The sequence below is a fragment of the Pseudomonas sp. P1_F7 genome (assembly GCF_056405655.1).
Map to the genome: position 1 here is coordinate 139,959 of NZ_JBFUBR010000012.1, position 18,625 is coordinate 158,583.

At 61.9% G+C, this 18,625-nt stretch carries 16 protein-coding genes; 7 read left to right on the top strand and 9 right to left on the bottom strand.

The genetic code is table 11. The features are described 5' to 3' along the window. Nucleotides 1-86 precede the first annotated feature (86 nt). The gene (gene miaB, locus AC1D1M_RS18655) at nt 87-1,415 is read right to left on the bottom strand and encodes a tRNA (N6-isopentenyl adenosine(37)-C2)-methylthiotransferase MiaB (RefSeq protein ID WP_477776768.1); all 1,329 of its coding nucleotides are present in this window, start codon (nt 1,413-1,415) and stop codon (nt 87-89) included. Between the two features lie 133 nt (nt 1,416-1,548). Between miaB and AC1D1M_RS18660 the strand changes: the two genes are divergently transcribed. After that, nucleotides 1,549-1,878, top strand: a complete 330-nt coding sequence (locus AC1D1M_RS18660) for a DUF1820 family protein (RefSeq protein WP_003185742.1) — start codon at nt 1,549-1,551, stop codon at nt 1,876-1,878. 140 nt (nt 1,879-2,018) lie between these two features. On the opposite strand, the gene AC1D1M_RS18665 is transcribed toward AC1D1M_RS18660, so the two are convergent. The 4 genes from AC1D1M_RS18665 to AC1D1M_RS18680 all read right to left on the bottom strand — a co-directional run bounded on the left by AC1D1M_RS18665 (nt 2,019) and on the right by AC1D1M_RS18680 (nt 5,562). Further along, a complete protein-coding gene (locus tag AC1D1M_RS18665) occupies nt 2,019-2,573 on the bottom strand; it encodes a tetratricopeptide repeat protein (protein ID WP_477776769.1) in 555 nt (184 codons plus the stop codon). A gap of 224 nt (nt 2,574-2,797) precedes the next feature. Then, nucleotides 2,798-4,081: a glutamate-1-semialdehyde 2,1-aminomutase gene (hemL, locus tag AC1D1M_RS18670; protein ID WP_477776770.1), complete on the bottom strand. Its 1,284-nt coding sequence runs from the start codon at nt 4,079-4,081 to the stop codon at nt 2,798-2,800. Nucleotides 4,082-4,109: 28 nt separating this feature from the next. Continuing rightward, nucleotides 4,110-4,733 (bottom strand): thiamine phosphate synthase, encoded by a 624-nt coding sequence (thiE, locus tag AC1D1M_RS18675; RefSeq protein ID WP_150726971.1) that lies wholly within the window; start codon nt 4,731-4,733, stop codon nt 4,110-4,112. A 31-nt stretch (nt 4,734-4,764) separates the two neighbouring features. Beyond that, complete coding sequence (locus AC1D1M_RS18680; protein WP_477776771.1) at nt 4,765-5,562, bottom strand: hydroxymethylpyrimidine/phosphomethylpyrimidine kinase; 798 nt, start codon at nt 5,560-5,562, stop codon at nt 4,765-4,767. 282 nt (nt 5,563-5,844) lie between these two features. Between AC1D1M_RS18680 and AC1D1M_RS18685 the strand changes: the two genes are divergently transcribed. The 4 genes from AC1D1M_RS18685 to AC1D1M_RS18700 all read left to right on the top strand — a co-directional run bounded on the left by AC1D1M_RS18685 (nt 5,845) and on the right by AC1D1M_RS18700 (nt 12,277). After that, the gene (locus AC1D1M_RS18685; protein ID WP_477776772.1) at nt 5,845-8,229 is read left to right on the top strand and encodes a 7TM diverse intracellular signaling domain-containing protein; all 2,385 of its coding nucleotides are present in this window, start codon (nt 5,845-5,847) and stop codon (nt 8,227-8,229) included. A gap of 74 nt (nt 8,230-8,303) precedes the next feature. Then, nucleotides 8,304-9,953, top strand: coding sequence for an acyl-CoA dehydrogenase family protein (locus tag AC1D1M_RS18690; RefSeq protein ID WP_477776773.1), 1,650 nt, complete (start codon nt 8,304-8,306; stop codon nt 9,951-9,953). A gap of 117 nt (nt 9,954-10,070) precedes the next feature. Beyond that, nucleotides 10,071-11,570 carry an AMP nucleosidase gene (gene amn, locus AC1D1M_RS18695; RefSeq protein ID WP_477776774.1) on the top strand — a complete coding sequence of 500 codons (1,500 nt, stop codon included), beginning with the start codon at nt 10,071-10,073 and terminating at the stop codon, nt 11,568-11,570. Between the two features lie 71 nt (nt 11,571-11,641). Next, entirely contained in the window at nt 11,642-12,277 is a 636-nt protein-coding gene (locus AC1D1M_RS18700; RefSeq protein WP_347909298.1) for a pseudouridine synthase, read from the top strand. On the opposite strand, the gene AC1D1M_RS18705 is transcribed toward AC1D1M_RS18700, so the two are convergent. Then, nucleotides 12,272-12,481 carry a DUF2788 domain-containing protein gene (locus AC1D1M_RS18705; RefSeq protein ID WP_003228500.1) on the bottom strand — a complete coding sequence of 70 codons (210 nt, stop codon included), beginning with the start codon at nt 12,479-12,481 and terminating at the stop codon, nt 12,272-12,274. The two genes, AC1D1M_RS18700 and AC1D1M_RS18705, sit on opposite strands and share 6 nt — an antisense overlap. Before the next feature lie 199 nt (nt 12,482-12,680). Then, nucleotides 12,681-13,160 carry an Lrp/AsnC family transcriptional regulator gene (locus AC1D1M_RS18710; RefSeq protein ID WP_007937367.1) on the bottom strand — a complete coding sequence of 160 codons (480 nt, stop codon included), beginning with the start codon at nt 13,158-13,160 and terminating at the stop codon, nt 12,681-12,683. A 437-nt stretch (nt 13,161-13,597) separates the two neighbouring features. Here AC1D1M_RS18710 and AC1D1M_RS18715 point away from each other — a divergent pair, with 437 nt between their 5' ends. After that, nucleotides 13,598-14,647, top strand: coding sequence for a DUF6515 family protein (locus tag AC1D1M_RS18715; RefSeq protein ID WP_477776775.1), 1,050 nt, complete (start codon nt 13,598-13,600; stop codon nt 14,645-14,647). On the opposite strand, the gene AC1D1M_RS18720 is transcribed toward AC1D1M_RS18715, so the two are convergent. Continuing rightward, nucleotides 14,641-15,537 (bottom strand): cation diffusion facilitator family transporter, encoded by an 897-nt coding sequence (locus AC1D1M_RS18720; RefSeq protein WP_477776776.1) that lies wholly within the window; start codon nt 15,535-15,537, stop codon nt 14,641-14,643. The genes AC1D1M_RS18715 and AC1D1M_RS18720 overlap by 7 nt on opposite strands. A gap of 41 nt (nt 15,538-15,578) precedes the next feature. Continuing rightward, entirely contained in the window at nt 15,579-15,998 is a 420-nt protein-coding gene (locus AC1D1M_RS18725) for a polyribonucleotide nucleotidyltransferase (RefSeq protein ID WP_116263892.1), read from the bottom strand. 109 nt (nt 15,999-16,107) lie between these two features. Here AC1D1M_RS18725 and hrpB point away from each other — a divergent pair, with 109 nt between their 5' ends. Then, entirely contained in the window at nt 16,108-18,624 is a 2,517-nt protein-coding gene (gene hrpB / locus AC1D1M_RS18730; RefSeq protein WP_477776777.1) for an ATP-dependent helicase HrpB, read from the top strand. Nucleotide 18,625 lies beyond the last annotated feature (1 nt).

Sequence of the window (18,625 nt, forward strand, 5' to 3'; positions counted from 1 at the left end):
TCGCGATGACGGCCTGACATTCAACAAATGAGTTGTCTGGCCTGACGCTATCGCGAGAAAGCTCGCTCCCACAGGGAAATGCGGTGTTACTGGATCAACGAACCCCGCAGCGAGTGCGGCTGCGCGGCATCGATGTGCACGTCCGCGAACTGGCCGATCAGGGTCGGATTGTCGCAGCGGAAGTTGACGATACGGTTATTTTCGGTCCGGCCTTGCAGCTCGCCCGGGTCCTTTTTCGAGTAATCGGTCACCAGGATGCGCTGGATCGAGCCGACCATTTGTCGGCTGATCTCGAAACCTTGCTGATTCAAGCGATGTTGCAGCGCGTTCAGACGTTCTTTTTTCAACGCTTCCGGGGTGTCATCCGCCAGGTCGGCGGCCGGTGTGCCCGGGCGTTGGCTGTAGACGAACGAGTAGGAAAAGTCGAAGCCGACGTCGGCAATCAGCTTCATGGTTTGCTCGAAGTCTTTCTCGGTTTCGCCGGGGAAACCGACGATGAAGTCCGAGCTGATGCAGATCCCCGGCACGGCGGCCCGCAGCTTGCGCAGTTTGGATTTGTATTCCAGCGCGGTGTGGTTGCGCTTCATCGCGGCGAGGATGCGGTCCGAGCCCGACTGCACCGGCAAGTGCAGGTGCTTGACCAGTTCCGGCACGTCGGCGTGGGCCTGGATCAGGCTGTCGGAGAACTCCAGCGGATGCGATGTGGTGTAGCGGATGCGGTCGATGCCGTCGACCGCGGCGACCACGCGGATCAGCTCGGCCAGGTCGGCCAGGCGCCCATCATGAGTGGTCCCGCGATAACCGTTGACGTTCTGCCCCAGCAGCGTCACTTCGCGCACGCCGTTTTCGGCCAGGTGAATGATCTCGGCAATCACGTCGTCGAACGGCCGGCTGACCTCTTCGCCGCGGGTGTAGGGCACCACGCAGAACGTGCAGTACTTGCTGCAACCTTCCATCACTGACACGTAAGCGCTCGGGCCGTCGATGCGCGGCTCGGGCAAATGGTCGAATTTTTCGATTTCCGGGAACGAGACGTCGACTTGCGGCAGCTTGCTGATGCGCGCGGCGTCGATCATTTCCGGCAGGCGGTGCAGGGTTTGCGGGCCGAAGACCACGTCGACGTACGGTGCACGATCGCGGATGGCCGCGCCTTCCTGGCTGGCCACACAGCCACCGACGGCGATCACCATGTCCGGGTTGGCCAGCTTCAGTTCGCGCCAGCGGCCGAGCTGGGAGTAGACGCGATCCTGGGCGCGTTCGCGGATCGAACAAGTGTTGAGCAGGATCACGTCGGCGTCTTCAGCGCGGGCGGTGACTTCCAGGGCCTGATGTTCGCCCAGCAGATCGACCATGCGCGAGCTGTCGTACTCGTTCATCTGGCAACCGTGGGTTTCGATGTAAAGCTTCTTGGCCATGGAGAGAGTCATCACCTGATTCAAAGAACCGCGCATTATAGGGAACATGTCCCGTGGTTCCTACCGTTGCGCGTCCGACGGCTGTGCTATAGTTCGCGCCCTCATTTTTACCCCGATGTGTTACCCGCCCACCATGACCAAACGTGAAGCTCCAATCTACAAGGTGATTTTCCTCAACCAGGGCCAGGTGTTCGAAATGTACGCCAAGCAGATCTATCAAAGTGATCTGTGGGGCTTTCTGGAAGTGGAAGAGTTCGTCTTTGGCGAGCGCACGCAAGTGGTCGTCGATCCGAGCGAAGAAAAGCTCAAGGCTCAGTTCGAAGGCGTGGTGCGCAGTTTTGTGCCGATGCATTCGATCGTGCGTATCGACGAGGTCGAGCGTCTGGGGACCCCGAAAATCAGCGAAGCCCGTGGCGCGGTCGGCAATGTCATGCCGTTTCCGATGCCGATGCCTGAGAAGTAAGTCTCAAGACCGAGTCGCCCCCAATCGCGAGCAAGCTCGCTCCCACAGGGAATTGCGGCGCACACAGGTTTTGTGAGCGCCAGAGATCAAATGTGGGAGCGAGCTTGCTCGCGATGGGGCCAGTCAGATCAACACAGAAGTCAGGGCAGTGGCGAAAACGGCGTACGCCCGTCAGCGCTCTGCAATTCCATCAGGTATTTACGGAAAATTTGCCCGAGCACCTGGGTGGCGACTTCGAGTTCTTCGCGGGGCATCTTTTCAGTGACTTCGTCGGCGGTGTCCAGGGCATCTTCGGCGCCGTTGACCGCTGCCATCTTCAGCAGGATATACGCCTGGACGTTATTGGCCGGCACACCTTCGCCGTGGAAGAACATGGTGCCGAGCTTGAATTGCGCCTGGGCATGGCCTTGCAGCGAGGCTTTTTCGAAATAGCTCAGGGCTTGATTGAGGTCGCGCGGCGCGTTTTTGCCTTCGTAGTAGAACTCACCCAACTCGTATTGCGCTTGCGCATCCCCCTCATCCGACGCTTTCTGGCAGGCGGCGAGCGCCTGTTCCAGGTCTTGCGGCTGGGTATTGAGGGTGCAGCGACCCATCGCTGGGATTAACAACGAGTTGCCGCCTGCTTGTGCTTGCGCGAGCAGTGGCTGAAGAAGCAACAGGCAGCCCAGTGCAAGGGTGCGGCCGGTGCGGTTCATGGGAATCGACTTACCTCTGAAGGGCGCGCGGACCCATCGAGGGATCCAATAAGCGCGCATTATGAAATAAGCAGGGGCAACCTTACAAAGTCTTTACTCGTTTTTCTGCTACGCGGGAAATATATCACCCGTTTTGCGGGGGATTTTTGCTGAAAGTGTAGGAATACAGGCAGGCGCGTAGGCGAAAGCTGACGCTGGCAATGGCCAACGTCAGCAATTGAGCGTTACTTCAAGGCCGCGAAGGCGCGCTCGGCGGCGTCCAGGGTCAGCTTCAGTTCGGCTTCGCCGTGGGCGATCGAGGTGAAGCCAGCTTCGAAAGCACTTGGTGCCAGGTACACGCCACCTTCCAGCATCAGGTGGAAGAAGCGGCCGAACAGGGCTGCGTCGCTGGCCATGACGTCATCGAAGGTGACGATGTCGTCGGCACCGCTGAAGTACAGGCCGAACATGCCGCCGGCTTGTGTGGTCACGAACGGAATGCCGGCCGCATCGGCGCGCTGTTGCAGGCCGTCGAGCAGGCGAGTGGTGTAGTCGGTCAGTTCGGCGTGGAAGCCCGGGCGGCTGATCAGGCGCAGGGTGGTCAGGCCGGCGGCCATCGCCAGCGGGTTACCGGACAGCGTGCCGGCCTGGTAGACCGGGCCCAGCGGGGCGATGCGCTGCATGATTTCACGCTTGCCACCGAAGCAGCCGACTGGCATGCCGCCACCAATGATCTTGCCGAAGGTGGTCAGGTCCGGCGTCACGCCGTAATACGCCTGGGCGCCGCCGAGGGCGACACGGAAACCGGTCATCACTTCGTCGAAAATCAGCACCACGCCGTGCTTGTCGCACAGGGTCCGCAGGCCTTCGAGGAAACCCGGTGCCGGCGGCACGCAGTTCATGTTGCCGGCCACTGGCTCGACGATGATGCAGGCCACGTCCTGGCCGACTTCGGCGAGCATGGCTTCAACGGCATCGATGTCGTTGAACGGCAGGGTCAGGGTGTGTTTGGCGAACGCCGCCGGCACACCGGCCGAGCTCGGTACACCCTGGGTCAGTGCGCCGGAGCCGGCCTTGACCAGCAGGCTGTCGGAGTGACCGTGGTAGCAGCCTTCGAATTTGATGATGCTGTCGCGGCCGGTGAAGCCACGGGCCAGGCGAATGGCGCTCATGGTTGCTTCGGTGCCGGAGCTGACCATGCGCACCATTTCCATCGATGGCACGAGCGAGCAGACCAGATCGGCCATCTGCGTTTCCATCTCGGTCGGGGCGCCGTAGGACAGGCCGTGTTCCAGCTGTTTGCGCACGGCGTCCAGCACCTCCGGGTGGCTGTGGCCGAGGATCATTGGGCCCCAGGAACCGACGTAATCCACATAGCGCTTGTTGTCTTCGTCGGTGACGTAGGCGCCTTCGGCGTGCTTGAAGAACAACGGCGTGCCGCCGACGCTCTTGAACGCGCGAACCGGCGAGTTCACACCACCGGGAATGTGTTTCTGGGCATTGGCAAACAGCGTTTCGGAACGAGACATGATCGGGCTCTCAAATCAGATTTAAAGCTTAAATAGAAAACAATTCATTGAAGGCGCGGGCGCGGCGGGTCACCTCAGCCGTGCTCTCGGCACCGAACAGGCCGTGTACCACCGCCAGCAGATCGACGCCGTGGGCCACCAGTGGTGCGGCGTTATCCAGGGTGATGCCGCCGATCGCGCAGATCGGCAAGTGCAACTGCTTGCGGGCCTGGTCGAGCAGGTCGAGGCTGCAGGTCGGTGCGCCGGGCTTGGTGTTCGAATTGAAGAAGCGGCCGAACGCGACGTAGCTGGCACCTTCTTTGGCAGCCTGTTCGGCCAGTTCGAGCTGCGCGTGGCAGGTTGAGCCGATGATCGCCTGGCGCCCGAGCAGTGCTCGGGCCGGAGTCAGTGGGCCATCGGTCTGGCCCAGGTGCACGCCCACGTTCAGGCGCGCCGCCAACTCGGCGTCGTCGTTGATGATCAGCTGCGTCTTGTAACGTTCGCACAGCCCGCGCAAGGCTTCGGCCTCACGCAGGCGGCGGGCCTCGTCGCTGCTCTTGTCGCGGTATTGCAGCAAGGTGACGCCGCCTTCCAGCGCCGCCTCCACGTACTTGAGCAACTTACCGTCCAGCAAATGGCTGTCGGTAATGGCGTACAGGCCACGTAGTTTCATCGGACAAGCCTCACCGCATTACAAATAGAAGTTACGAACAGAAATCCAGTGGCAAACGGCGCGGCACAAACTGGCCTTTGCCCAGCTGCTCGGCATCACGCAGGGTGCGCCATGTGTAGTTAAGCGCGGTCTGTACGGCACTGGCGAGGTTTTCGCCCTGGGCCAGACGACCGGCCAGCGCACTGGCCAGGGTGCAACCGGAACCATGATAGCTGCCCGGCAAGCGCTGGCAGGTGAAGGTTTCGCGCTGGCCGTCGCGGCTGTACAGGCGATTGTGGATTTCGGTTTCGTCGCCATGGCCGCCGGTAATCAGCAGGTGTTTGACGAACGGCAAGAGTTTTTCAGCGCACTCGTCCGCGGTGCCTTCGGGCAGTTCGGCGAGGATGCGGGCTTCGGGAAGGTTGGGGGTCGCAATGATCGACAGGGGCAGCAGGCGTTCGCGCATGGCGTAGCCGACTTCGTCCTTGCCCAGGCGTCCGCCGCCGCCAGCGCGCAGCACCGGGTCGCAGACCACCGGCAAGTGCGGGTACGCCGAAAGCAGTTCGACCACAGTGTCGACCATTTCCAGTGAACCGAGCATACCCAGTTTGACGGCCGCGACTTCGGAGTCGTTGAGCACGGCATTGGCCTGGGCCAGTACCCACTCACGGTCGAGGACGCGGAAGTCAGTGACATTGACGGTGTCTTGCACGGTCAGGGCGGTGACGGCCGGAGCCGCATGGCAACCCTGAGCGAGCAGGGCTTCGATATCTGCCTGCAAGCCGGCGCCACCACTTGGGTCGTGGCCGGAGAGACAGAGGACAACGGGGCGAGAGCTGTAGATATTCATGGTGCGCGAGCTTACCACCAAACAACGTTTTTCGGGTGTAGCGACATCCAGTCCGGCTGTTCCCTCGCTACAGTGAATTGCCTGCCTCTTAATATGTTCTGGTGGTATCGCTGAAATGCCCGTTCTAGAGCCTTTGTAGGAAAAATTTCAATGGTGTTTAATGGCTATCAACGGCTATGCTAGAGTGGATCCAAACCAATAACAGGTGATACCGGTTTTCCGTCTGCTCAAAAGGAATGGGGGGCTTCCTGACAGAACCGGACAGGCCACGCTGGGGCTTCAATGCACTATTTGCTGATGTTGCTGTTGTGTTTGCCCCTCCTGGCAAACGCCGTCGAGTTCGATGAGTCCACTCAAAGCCTCCCCTTGGGCCGTACCCTGCAGGTCTATGAGGACGCAGGTGGTCAGGCGACCATCGCGGATATCCGAGCGCAAGCGGCGGCCGGCAACTTCAAACCGCACCACAAAGACACGCTCAACGCCGGGTACTCGCGTTCGGTGTTCTGGCTGAAAATCGACCTGCATTACCGTCCGGCCAATCCGGCGGCGCAACGGACCTGGCTGCTGGAACTGGCCTATCCGCCCCTCGATCATCTCGATCTCTATTTGCCCGATGCGGCCGGCAATTATCAGTTGGTCAGGCAGACCGGCGATGCCTTGCCGTTCGCCAGCCGCGAGATTCGTCAGAACAACTATTTGTTCGACCTGACGTTCAAACCTGACCAGGCCGAAACCGTATTCTTGCGATTGCAAAGCGAAGGCTCGATCCAGGCACCGGTCACGTTGTGGTCGAGCACCGCCTACCTCGAAGAGCAGCCCGTGCGCCTCTACGTACTGGGGCTGATCTACGGCGTGCTGTTGGGGATGCTGGTCTACAACCTGTTCATTTACCTCAGCGTGCGCGACACCAGTTACCTCTACTACATCTTCTATATCGCCTCGTTCGGCTTGTATCAGCTGTCGGTAAACGGTGCGGCCGTGCAGTATTTCTGGCCGGACAATCCGTGGTGGGCCAACGCCGCGACGCCGTTTTTCATCGGCTGTGCGGGGCTGTTCGGCAGTCAGTTCGCCCGCAGTTTCTTGCAAATGGCTACCCACAGTCGCTGGCTCGACCGCTTGTTGCTGGCGCTGGTTGCTTTCAGTGCGCTGGTGGTCGGCCTGTCATTGATGACCAGCTACGCCCTGGCCTTGCGCCTGGCCACGGCCCTGGCGCTGACATTCACCATGGTGATTTTTGCCGCCGGGATCTTTGCCTGGTTGCGAGGCCTGCGCGTGGCGCGGTATTTCATCATTGCCTGGTCGGCGTTTTTGCTCGGCGGCATCGTCAATACGCTGATGGTGCTGGGCTACCTGCCGAATGTGTTCCTGACCATGTATTCCAGCCAGATCGGCTCGGCCATCGAAGTGGCGTTGCTGTCCCTGGCGCTGGCCGACCGTATCAACGACATGCGCGAGCAGCAGGCGCAAACGCTATTCGACGCCAGCCAGAAGCTTGAAGTCCTCAACCAGCAACTGGCTCGCAGCAACAAGCTCAAGGATGAGTTCCTTGCCACCCTGACTCACGAACTGCGCACGCCCATGAACGGGGTGATCGGTTCGCTGGAGCTGATGCAGACGGTCGAAATGGATCCGGAGCTTGAGCAGTATCAGCAGACGGCTGCGGGATCGGCGCGGGACATGATGCGCATGGTCAACGGCATCCTCACCCTCACCGAACTGCAGGCCGGCAAACTCAAGGCCTCGGCCGACACCTTCAGCTTGCGCGGCATGGTCGAGGCACTGCGCACGCAGTTCGAGGGCAACGCATCGAGCAAGTCGCTGGACTTCAAGGTCGATGTCGCGCCAGGTGTGCCGGATCGCGTGCACGGCGACAACGTCAAGATCGCGCAATGCCTGGAATGCCTGCTGGATAACGCCATCAAGTTCACCCGGATCGGCGGCCTGGCCCTGCGGGTGACCGGCAAGGCCATTGAGCCCGACCGGCTGGCGTTGACCTTTGCGGTGATCGACACGGGCATTGGCTTCACCGACTTGGGGGAGGCCACGATGTATCAACGGTTCTTCCAGCTCGACGGCTCGATGACCCGTGAATACGGTGGACTGGGTGTTGGCCTGGCGATTTGCCGACAGTTGGTCGAATTGCTGGGTGGACGCCTGACTCATCGCACCGAGCCAGGACGCGGCAGTCGGTTTCAGCTTGATGTGGAAGTCGGGCTGCCGGTGGCCGAACGTCCGGTGACGCCGTTGATGCCCCGGGATTTTCCGCGCCTGCGCTTGCCTCAGGATTGTGCCGTGCTGTTGGTGGATGACAACAGTATCAGCCAGTTGGTGATGCGCGGCATGTTGCTCAAGCTGGGCTTTCGCGTGCGTACGGCCGACAGCGCCGACGTCGCGCTCGATCTCTTGCAGCGCGAAGGGTTTGACGCGGTGCTGATCGATTGTCAGTTGCCGCTGCAGGACGGTGAGTCAGTGTGCTGCCAGATCCGCGCGTTACCCGGTTATGCCGAGCTGCCGTTGTTCATGATCGCCTTGGGCGGTGACCGTGAACGCTGCCCCACGGGCGCGGTGATTGATCACTTGAGCAAACCGGTGAAATTCGAAGACTTGCAGGCCTCGCTCTACCGTCGTGTGCTTTGCTCGGAACAGGGCGAAAGCGCCGACAGTTAGGCGGGTATGACACTTTGATCGACCGAGGGGCGGTGCTTAACTGAAGTCCCTTGGCCGACCAAAGGAGCCCTGTCATGAACCTGCATCAGTTCGCCGAAACCCACGAAGTCACCAACCAGCCGCCGTCACTGGATGGCGCCAACCTGTACCGCATCGACTTGCCGTTGCAGGAATGGTCGCGGCGGTTCGGGGCCGGTTGGGCCGAATCGCGGATCGACGCCTACGGCGCACTGGCCGGTGGCCCGTTGATGGAAGACGGGTTCCTGGCCAATCAGAACAAGCCGGTGTTCAACAGCCATGACCGGTTTGGTCATCGCATCGATCTGGTGGAGTTTCATCCGTCCTATCACCAATTGATGCGCACGGCGGTCGAGCACGGCTTGACCTCGCTGCCCTGGGCGCACCCACAGGACGGCGCCCATGTCGCCCGCGCTTCGATGTCGTATCTGCACAGCCAGGCCGAGGCCGGCAGCGGCTGCCCGCTGACCATGACCTTCGCCAGTGTGCCGGCCATGCGCCTGCAACCGGACCTGGCGGAAAAGTGGCTGCCGAAAATCCTCGCCACCGAATACGATCCGCGCAACGTCGGCATGGCCCACAAGGCCGGGGTTACCATCGGCATGGCCATGACCGAGAAGCAGGGCGGCACCGATGTGCGGGCCAATACCACCAAGGCGTATCCGGTCGGTGCCAGCGGTCCGGGCCAGGCCTATGAACTGGTCGGGCACAAATGGTTTTGCTCGGCGCCGATGTGCGACGCCTTCCTGACCCTGGCGCAGACTGACAAGGGCCTGACCTGTTTCCTGCTGCCGCGCCATCGTCCGGACGACATGCGCAATCAGTTCTATATCCAGCGCCTGAAGAACAAGCTCGGCAATTGCTCCAACGCCTCCAGCGAAGTGGAGTTCCGGGGCGCACTGGCGTGGATGATCGGTGAGGAGGGCCGGGGCGTTCCGACGATCATCGAGATGGTCGCCATGACCCGCTTCGATTGCATGGTCGGTTCCAGTTCGCTGATGCGTCAGGCGCTGACCCAGGCCAGCCATCACTGCGCTCACCGTTCGGTTGGCGGCAAACTGCTCAGCGAACAGCCGTTGATGCAGAACGTGCTGGCGGATCTGGCGCTGGAAAGCGAAGCCGCCCTGGCCTTGAGCCTGCGCATGGGCCGGGCGCTGGATCATCTGGACGACTCACAGGAAGCCAAATTCGCCCGGCTGGTGACGGCGGTGGGCAAATACTGGATCTGCAAGCGGGCGCCGGCCATGATCAACGAAGCGGCCGAATGCATGGGCGGCGCGGGTTATGTCGAAGAAAGCATCCTGCCGCGGCTATACCGCGAGGCGCCGGTGAATTCGACGTGGGAAGGTTCCGGCAACGTGCAATGCCTCGATGTACTACGTGCCCTGTCGAAAGAGCCGGGCGTGCTCGATGCGCTGTTCAGCGAGTTGGGCGATGGCCATGGCGACAAGCGCCTGGCGGCGCACATCAGCCAGTTGCAGGCAGCCTTCAAGGACACCAGCGACATCCAGTACCGTGCCCGGCAATTGACCGAAGACATCGCCTTGGGGCTGCAGGCGAAGTTGTTGCTGGAAGCCGGGAATGCGGTGGTCAGTGATGCGTTTATTGCCAGTCGTCTGGATGGTGGCGGCCGAGTGTACGGCGCATTGCCACGCGGCCTGGACGTGGAAGCCATTGTCGCTCGCTCGACTCCACAAGGCTTCTGATTGGTTAGAAGATCGCAGCCTTCGGCAGCTCCTACGGGTGCACGACGAGCCCTTGTAGGAGCTGCCGCAGGCTGCGATCTTTTTTGGCTGTTCCCGTGAAGCGACGATGCAGGCAAGATGAAGGTCTGCAAGTCAGAACACAGGATGCTGATCGTGACCGAAGCTTTTATTGTCGTTCAAACCGCCGAGCAAGCCGTGGATCGGCTTGCACTCTTGCACAATCGTGCAACCACCGCGCTGAGTCAGGCGCTCAAGCGCTATCTCAAGGACCGCGTCGAGCCTGATGCCGAGCAGCGAGCGTTGTTCCGTTATCCCGAATTGCGCCTGACCTACCTTTGCCAGGGCGAAGTCCCGCAGACCACCCGTGCCTATGCCAAGGTCCAGTTGCCGGGCACCTACAGCGTCACCGTCACCCATCCATCGGCGTTCCGTAAATACCTGCTGGAACAGCTGGTTCCGCTGATGCACGATTTCACCGTGACCGTGGAAGTCGGTGTCAGCGAACAGAACATCCCGTATCCGTATGTGGTCGAGCAGGGCGATGAACTGGCGGGTTCCGGCGTCACCGCTGCCGTGCTGGCGCGAGTGTTCCCGAGTACCGACCTGTCGGCCGCGACCGACGGCATTGCCGACGGTTTGTACGACTGGGAAAACACCGATCCGCTGCCACTGGCCCTGTTCGATGCTGCACGGGTGGATTTCTCCCTGCGCCGCCTGGTGCATTACACCGGCAGCGACTGGCGGCATGTGCAGCCGTGGATTCTGCTGACCAACTATCACCGCTACGTCGACCAGTTCATCGTCCATGGCCTGGAGCAACTGCGCACAGACCCGCGTTTCGTGCGCATGGTGCTGCCGGGCAACGTGATCATCGAAAAAAGCATGGATCACGACGAAGCCTCGGCAATTGCCGCTGGCGTAGTCTGGCACCGTTATCAGATGCCGGCCTATCACCTGATCGCCAGTGACGGCCACGGTGTGACTTTGGTCAACATCGGCGTCGGCCCGTCCAACGCCAAGAACATCACCGACCACCTGGCCGTGCTGCGCCCGCATTGCTGGCTGATGATCGGTCACTGCGGTGGCTTGCGTCAGTCGCAGACTATTGGCGATTACGTGCTGGCCCACGCCTACATGCGTCGCGACGGTATTCTCGATCGGGTGGTGCCGCCGAACATTCCGATTCCAGCCCTGGCCGAAGTGCAGCTTGCGCTCCAGCAAGCGGCGGCCAACGTCACCGGCGAGAAGGGCGACGAACTGAAGAAACGCCTGCGTACCGGTACCGTGCTGACTTACGACGACCGTAACTGGGAACTGCGCTGGGCCCAGGAACGACCGCTGATCAACCTGTCCCGCGCCGTGGCGGTGGACATGGAAAGCGGCACCATCGCCGCCCAGGGTTATCGATTGCGGGTGCCCTACGGCACGTTGCTGTGCGTCTCGGACAAGCCGCTGCACAGTGAAATCAAGTTGCCGGGCTCGGCGAACGCCTTCTATGAGCGCGCGGTCAGCCAGCATTTGAAGATCGGTATCGAGGCGGTGGATCTGTTGCGCACCGAACTCAACTCGCTGCACTCGCGCAAACTGCGCAGCTTCGACGAGCCGCCGTTCCGCTAACGGTTGTCATGGTCATTTGGCGGTCAGGGCACTAGCATTAGCAGCCCTGACCGTTAGATGTTCTCTTCGCCATGTCCCGTCCTCAACGCCCCGTTTCCCGCCGCCCTGGCGCGAAACCCTCTCCTTCAGCCCCGCGCCGTGTCGCCAAGGCACCACCGGCCGAGCCGAAGCTGATCCTGTTCAACAAACCTTTCGATGTGCTGACGCAATTCAGCGACGGCGAAGGGCGCGCGACCCTCAAGGATTACATCGATGTACCGGGAATCTATCCGGCCGGACGGCTGGACCGCGACAGCGAAGGCTTGTTGCTGCTGACCAACGACGGCCAGCTTCAGGCGCGGATCGCCGACCCGAAACACAAGCTGGCCAAGACCTATTGGGTGCAGGTCGAGGGCGAGCCGGACGCCGAGCAGTTGCAGCGCTTGCGTGACGGCGTCGAATTGAATGACGGCATGACCTTGCCCGCCGAGGCGCGGCAACTGGACGAGCCCGAGCTGTGGCCGCGCAATCCGCCGGTGCGCTTTCGCAAAAGCGTGCCAACCAGTTGGCTGGAGTTGGTGATTCGCGAAGGGCGCAACCGCCAGGTGCGGCGCATGACGGCGGCGGTCGGGTTACCGACCTTGCGTCTGGTGCGGGTCAGAATCGGCGACTGGACGATCGAAGGGCTCGATCAGGGCCAGTGGAAGGAAGTACCGGCGCGTTTATAAGGCGCCGGATTCGATCAGGCCGATCACCACGCTCTTGATGATGAACGCCGCCACGCCCAGGCCCAGCACGAAGAACAGAATGAACGAGCCAAAGCGCCCGGCCTTGGACTTCTTCGCCAGATCCCAGACGATGAAACCCATGAAAATGATCAGGATCGAGACCAGTCCGGTCATCATCCACTCTTCGAAAACGGCAGGATCCATCGAACATCTCCAGCGCGGGTGCGGCTAAAAGGGCGTGGGGAGTATACGCCTGCGCGGGTTCGCGCTGTATTGACCTGCGTCGGTGTGTCGCAGTCATTCGTCCCCTGTGCCGGCCCCATCGCGAGCAAGCTCGCTCCCACAATGAATCTCCAGCGCATGTGAGATCCCTGTGGGAGCGAGCTTGCTCGCGATGGCGTCTTCAGCTACGCAGATGAGTCAACGGCAGTTCGGTGCTGTTCAAAACCTGATTCAACACAAAACTCGAACGTACGCTGGTCACGCCTTCAATCCGCGTCAGATGCCCCAGCAGCAGTTTCTGGTAGTGATCCATGTCCGGCACTACGACCTTGAGTTGATAGTCGGCATCCATCCCGGTCACCAGGCTGCATTCGAGCACTTGGGGCAGGGTGCGGATGGCCGCTTCGAAATTCTCGAAACGCTCCGGCGTGTGACGGTCCATGCCGATCAGCACGTAAGCGGTCAGGCTCAGGCCGAGCATCTTGCGGTCGAGCAGGGCAACCTGGCGGGAAATGTAGCCGTCGTCTTCCAGTTGCTTGACCCGCCGCGAGCACGGCGAAGGGGACAGGCCGATGCGCTCGGCCAGCTCCTGGTTGGAGATGCGTGCGTCGCGCTGCAATTCCGCCAGAATACTCAGGTCATAACGGTCGAGCTTGCTCATCAAACGGTCCTTTGTCGTAACTATTGCGGAGGATTATGTATCCTGGGTTAAAAATTGCGCAAGTGATGTTTAATTCAGCAATCTTCGCAATCCTCTGCCGGCGCTCCCGGCCTATTCTTATCACCAGAATCACTGCTCGGACAAACAGTCCAGTGCGGCTCGCCGAATCAGGCCCGCCGCGGTCGCCACCCCCACCGGGGATGTGCCGGCCCCCGAGCTACACACTGTCCAGAAGACGGCGTGAGGTGAGCCGGCGCCACAAGCGTCGAGCCAGGACGAAGTTCTCTAAGGGGAGGCCGACGGGTCTCCCCTTTTTCTTGTGCGGAATTTGCCCCCCGACCCTCAATAAATAAGTTGCGTGACTGATAACCTGTCGCAGAACCGGCCACTGCTTTCCCAGTCTTATGTACAGGCCCTAACCCGCAATGAGGAAAAGCATGAAGTCGCGCATCTGGCGTTTGGCCGGCGTTGGTTTGCTGTGTGTCAGTGTCACCGCGCAAACGATGGCCGATGAGCCGCAAAACCGTGGCCATGATGGCGGGGAACACGGCCAGGGTGGGCATCAGGGCGATAACCAGGGCCATGGTGGCAGCAACCAGCCGCATCCGCAAAACGGCCAGCAGCAGAATCAGCCCCGGGCGCAGAACAACGACAATCGCCAGTACGATCACAACGGCCAGAATCAGCATCAGGACAATGGCCAGTGGCAGAACCGTCCAGCGCCGGATTTCAACAGCCGGGTGCGCTCGCCGCCACCTCCGCCGCAGATGCCGGCCACTGACATGCCAATCCAGCCCCGGCCCGACACCGTGCGCCAGACCCAGCAGCCGCAGCGCGGTTACTACCAGGACCAGCCACGTCGTAACGATTACAACCAGCGCTGGAATGGCTACACAGTCGCACCGTCCTATAACAATCACATGCAGGGGCGCCCGAGTGGATACGGTAACAGCTGGGGGCCAGGCCCCAGGTATCGCCCCGGCCAAGTGATCGACCGCTTCCCCGAACGCAACTTCCGCGTGCCTTACCGTGGCATGGATTACTTCTATTCCGGCGGTTACTGGTATCGCCCGCTCGGTCCGCGCTATGAAGTGGTGGAGCCACCGCGCGGAATTCGCGTCAGATACCTGCCCGATTACGCCCAGCAAGTGTGGATCGGCGGGGCACTGCTGTTCCTCGCGGCCGGTTCGTATTACGCCTATCAGGAAAGCACTCAGGACTACGTTGTGGTCGAGCCGCCGGTTGGCCAACCGCAGTCGCAACCACCGGCCGGCAGCAATGGTTATGACGTGGAGGCGTATCCAGCCAACGGTCAGTCGCCGGAGCAGATCAGCCGGGATGGCTATGAGTGTTATCAATACGCGGTGCAGCAGAGTGGTTTCGATCCACGAACCGCTACTTACCAGCCAGACCCGTCGGTGGTGCAAGCCTACCGACAGGCGCAGGGCAACTGCCTGAGCAGTCGCGGTTATCAGGTGACTTACTGAGCCCGGGCGGCTTTCACCACTTCCCGTGGGTCGGCGTGCACCAGCACTTCGGCGCGCGGGTAGGCGTTGTGAATGGCCGCGGCAGCCTGATCGCTGATGCCGTGGGCGACTGACAGTGTCAGTTCCCCCGGCAACTCCAGATGCAACTGCACAAACCACTGGTTGCCGGAGATCCGCGTGCGCAGGTCATGCGCCCCCAACACACCGGGCACGCTACACGCCAGCTCCAGCATGTGCTGGCTGACATCCGGCGGCAGTTCTTCATCCATTAACACCGCAAAACTCTCCCGGGCGATCTGCACCGCGCTCCAAAAGATATAGGCGGCGATGCCCAGGCCAAACCAGGCGTCGACCTGATTCCAGCCAAACCCGGCCAGTACCAGCGCCAGCAGAATGCTGCCGTTGAGCAGCAAGTCCGAACGGTAGTGCAGCGAGTCGGCACGCACGGCGTTGGAGCCGGTTGCCTTGACCACCCGATGTTGCAACATCAGCAAGGCCAGGGTCAGGGCGAGCGAGAACACAATCACACCGATGCTGATCCACGGCGCGCCGACCGGTTGGGGATGTTTCAGCCTTTCGTAGGCCTGCAACGCAATCAGTACCGCACTGCCGCCAATGAACAGCGCCTGGGCCATGCCCGCCAATGACTCGGCCTTGCCGTGCCCGTAGCGATGATCATTGTCGGCGGGGCGCAGGGCGTAATGCACCGCCAGCAGGTTGAGCAATGACGTGACGCCGTCGAGTGCCGAGTCGGTGAGCCCGGCGAGCATGCTCACCGAGCCGCTCAGCCACCAGGCGATGGCTTTGGCGACGATCAAGGTGCACGCCACCGCCACCGAGGCACGGGTTGCCAGCCGCAGCAGGCGGGCGTGTTCGGAGCTGGAGGTCATAGCGGCCATCGTTCCTTGGAGAGTCCTTTTGCGCGCAGGGATTATGCTGCCGGTTGCAGGCCGAACATCGCCAGTTGCTGGGTGCTGCCTTTGCTCTGGATCAGGCGTGGATCGTCCAGGGGGAAGCTGCGACCCAGCTCGCTTTCCAGAATAGTCTGCAACTTGCGGTTATCGACCTTACCGTCGGCACCGATGGCGTCCTTGAGCTTTTCCGGGTCGACCTGCGCGGTCTTGCCCGGCTCGAAATAAATCGCGCCGGTGGCGAAATCCACGGCAAACGCGATCAGGCCGGGGATGATGTAGAACAGCAGGCCAACGGCGTCGAGCGCGGCGATGGCCGGGTCGATCTTGCCTTCGATCTGGCCACGGCGATCGGGGTAGAAGATCGAACCGCAGGCTGTCACTTGAGTCAGCAAGGTTGCGACCAGAACACCGCCAATCAGGCGAAAGGGAGCACGCATATGAAATCTCCTGGGTAATCTCAAAACGAAACGTCGTCGGTATGAATTAAGACCCTGACGAACGCCTGACAGTTCGCCGTTATACTCGGCCCTCTGTTTTGGAGCCAGCATGATTTCTTTGCCGATCGATGAAGTTTTACCCGCCCTGCGTGAAGCCCTCGCTACACGCCACGAAGCCGTGCTCGAAGCTCCGCCCGGCGCCGGTAAAACCACCCGCGTACCTTTGGCCTTGCTCAACGAGCCGTGGCTGGCCGGGCAGACCATCCTGATGCTCGAACCCCGCCGGTTGGCCGCACGCGCAGCGGCGGAGCGGCTGGCCAGTGAGCTGGGGGAGAGGGTCGGCGAAACCGTGGGCTATCGCATTCGGCTCGACAGCAAGGTGGGCCCCAATACCCGTATCGAAGTGGTCACCGAAGGCATCCTCACCCGGCGTTTGCAGGATGACCCTGCGCTGGAAGGCGTGGGTCTGCTGATCTTCGATGAATTTCACGAACGCAGCCTCGACGCTGATCTGGCGCTGGCCCTGAGCCTGAATGGCAGAGAGCTGTTCCGGGACGATCAGCCGCTGAAAATCCTCTTGATGTCCGCCACGCTCGAAGGCGAACGCTTGGCCGGGTTGCTCGACGACGCGCCGATCCTGCGCAGCGAAGGGCGCATGTACCCGGTGGCGATGCGCTGGGGCCGACCGTTTCAGACCGGTGAATTCATCGAGCCGCGGTTGGTGCAGACCATCCTTGAAGCCTTGAACGACGAGACCGGCAGCGTGCTGGTGTTCCTGCCGGGGCAAGCGGAGATCCGCCGCGTGAATCAGCAATTGGCCGATGCTTTGGGCGACAACCCACAGGTTCTGCTCTGTCCGTTGCACGGTGAACTGGACCTGGCCGCGCAACGGGCGGCAATCGATCCGGCACCGGCGGGCAAGCGAAAAGTGGTGCTGGCCACCAACATCGCCGAAACCAGCCTGACCATCAATGGTGTGCGCGTGGTGATCGATGCCGGGTTGGCGCGGGTGCCGCGTTTCGACCCTGGCAGTGGCATGACCCGCCTCGACACCCAGCGCATTTCCAAGGCCAGCGCCACCCAGCGCGCGGGCCGAGCCGGGCGACTGGAGCCGGGCGTGTGTTATCGCTTGTGGTCCCAGGACCAACACGAGCAACTGGCGGCCTATGGCAGTGCGGAAATCCTCTCGGCGGACCTCGCTGGGCTGGCCTTGCAACTGGGACGTTGGGGCGTGACGCCCGGGCAACTGGTGTGGCTCGACGTGCCGCCGGCCGCCGCTTATGCACAGGCCCAGGACCTGCTCGAACGTCTGGGGGCTCTGGAGGGTGAAGCGCTGACCCGTCACGGCCAGGCCATGGCCGAACTGCCGGCGCATCCACGCATCGCGCATTTGCTGTTGCGCGGCCAGGCGCTGGGGCTGGCCGACATGGCCTGTGACGTCGCTGCGCTGCTCGGCGAGCGCGATATCTTGCGCGGCGGCGGGGCGGACTTGCACAGCCGACTGGTACTGCTGTCGGGCGAAGAGCGCGCCGCACGTGGTGCTCAGGGGGGCGTGCAGCGCGCACGGCAACTGGCGCGACAGTATCGTGGTTACCTGCGCGGCAAGGCCTCGGAACCGGTCAGCGATCCGGATCATCCGCGCTGGCTCGGCGCGTTGCTGGCGCTGGCCTATCCCGACCGCGTCGCCCAACAACGGCGTGCCGGTGGTGCGGAATATCGCTTGGCCAACGGCCGTGCCGCACTGTTCGCCGAGGCCGACAGCCTGATGAAGCAAGCGTGGCTGGTGATCGCCGATCTGGGCAGTCGCCAGGGCCAGCGTGAGGAGCGGATTTATCTGGCGACGGACTTCGATCCGGCGCTCTTCGATTCAGTGCTGGCCGAGCAGGTGCACTGCGTCGATCAACTGGATTGGGATGAACGTGAAGGCGTACTGCGGGCCGAGCGTCAGCGCAAGGTTGGCGAACTGATCCTCAGCCGTGAACCGCTGACGGGGCTCGACGAAAGCGCTCGCAGCCAGGCGTTGGTGAATCTGGTGCGGCGCAAAGGCCTGGAGCTGTTGCCGTGGACCCCGGAGCTGCGTCAGTGGCAGGCGCGGGTTGCGTTGTTGCGGCAACTGGACCTCGCCGGCAAGGGCGAGAGCGAGTGGCCGGATGTCAGCGACGCGGCGTTGCTCAAGAGTCTGGAGCACTGGCTGATGCCGTATCTGGGCAAGGTTTCGCGGCTCAGTCACTTCGCCAATCTGGACCTGTCGAGCATCGTCCACAACCTGCTGCCGTGGCCGCTGCCGCAACGACTGGACGAACTGGCGCCGCATCATTTGAGCGTGCCGTCGGGTTCATCGATTCGCCTGGACTACAGCGAACAGCCGCCGATCCTGGCGGTGCGTTTGCAGGAGTTGTTCGGCCTGGCCGAGACCCCGCGCATCGCCGGGGGCCGGCAGGTGGTCAAGCTGCACCTGCTGTCCCCGGCACGGCGGCCGGTGCAGGTGACTCAGGATCTGGCCAACTTCTGGCGCAGCACCTATGCCGAGGTGAAGAAGGATTTGAAGGGGCGTTATCCAAAGCATTACTGGCCGGATGATCCGCTGGTGGCCGAGGCCACCGCACGGATAAAGCCGCGCAAGTAAT

Bases quoted from the DNA above. Each gene is read 5' to 3' on its own strand.
- miaB (WP_477776768.1), bottom strand. From the start codon at position 1,415: ATGGCCAAGAAGCTTTACATCGAAACCCACGGTTGCCAGATGAACGAG.
- AC1D1M_RS18660 (WP_003185742.1), top strand. From the start codon at position 1,549: ATGACCAAACGTGAAGCTCCAATCTACAAGGTGATTTTCCTCAACCAG.
- AC1D1M_RS18665 (WP_477776769.1), bottom strand. From the start codon at position 2,573: ATGAACCGCACCGGCCGCACCCTTGCACTGGGCTGCCTGTTGCTTCTT.
- hemL (WP_477776770.1), bottom strand. From the start codon at position 4,081: ATGTCTCGTTCCGAAACGCTGTTTGCCAATGCCCAGAAACACATTCCC.
- thiE (WP_150726971.1), bottom strand. From the start codon at position 4,733: ATGAAACTACGTGGCCTGTACGCCATTACCGACAGCCATTTGCTGGAC.
- AC1D1M_RS18680 (WP_477776771.1), bottom strand. From the start codon at position 5,562: ATGAATATCTACAGCTCTCGCCCCGTTGTCCTCTGTCTCTCCGGCCAC.
- AC1D1M_RS18685 (WP_477776772.1), top strand. From the start codon at position 5,845: ATGCACTATTTGCTGATGTTGCTGTTGTGTTTGCCCCTCCTGGCAAAC.
- AC1D1M_RS18690 (WP_477776773.1), top strand. From the start codon at position 8,304: ATGAACCTGCATCAGTTCGCCGAAACCCACGAAGTCACCAACCAGCCG.
- amn (WP_477776774.1), top strand. From the start codon at position 10,071: ATGAAGGTCTGCAAGTCAGAACACAGGATGCTGATCGTGACCGAAGCT.
- AC1D1M_RS18700 (WP_347909298.1), top strand. From the start codon at position 11,642: ATGTCCCGTCCTCAACGCCCCGTTTCCCGCCGCCCTGGCGCGAAACCC.
- AC1D1M_RS18705 (WP_003228500.1), bottom strand. From the start codon at position 12,481: ATGGATCCTGCCGTTTTCGAAGAGTGGATGATGACCGGACTGGTCTCG.
- AC1D1M_RS18710 (WP_007937367.1), bottom strand. From the start codon at position 13,160: ATGAGCAAGCTCGACCGTTATGACCTGAGTATTCTGGCGGAATTGCAG.
- AC1D1M_RS18715 (WP_477776775.1), top strand. From the start codon at position 13,598: ATGAAGTCGCGCATCTGGCGTTTGGCCGGCGTTGGTTTGCTGTGTGTC.
- AC1D1M_RS18720 (WP_477776776.1), bottom strand. From the start codon at position 15,537: ATGACCTCCAGCTCCGAACACGCCCGCCTGCTGCGGCTGGCAACCCGT.
- AC1D1M_RS18725 (WP_116263892.1), bottom strand. From the start codon at position 15,998: ATGCGTGCTCCCTTTCGCCTGATTGGCGGTGTTCTGGTCGCAACCTTG.
- hrpB (WP_477776777.1), top strand. From the start codon at position 16,108: ATGATTTCTTTGCCGATCGATGAAGTTTTACCCGCCCTGCGTGAAGCC.